Below are 301 nucleotides of genomic sequence, written 5' to 3' on the forward strand. Positions count from 1 at the left end.
CAGATTTGTTTTGTGTATTATCTGTTTCTTCACTTGGCTTAATATTAATAATTCCGTTTTCTGAATCACTAGTATTTCCATTTGTAGTATTATCAACACTTGGAACTTTATTTGCATCTTCACTTGGTTTAATATTAATAATTCCGTTTTCTGAACCTACAACCACATCACTTGTAGTATTATCTACGCTAGGTGTATTTGTTTGAGTATCAGCAACAAGTTTTAAGCTAGCTTCACCTTTAATATCAGTTCCAATTACATTAAATGTAAACTTGTAATCTCCAAAGTTATTGCAACCTAA

1 protein-coding gene is annotated in these 301 nt (G+C 30.2%); it reads right to left on the bottom strand.

Annotated elements, in window-relative coordinates:
• The coding region (locus tag AVBRAN9331_RS09820) for a hypothetical protein (protein ID WP_336612939.1) at positions 1–301 on the bottom strand (301 nt) is incomplete at both ends.

Source organism: Campylobacter sp. RM9331, assembly GCF_020137685.1.
Classification (GTDB): domain Bacteria; phylum Campylobacterota; class Campylobacteria; order Campylobacterales; family Campylobacteraceae; genus Campylobacter_E.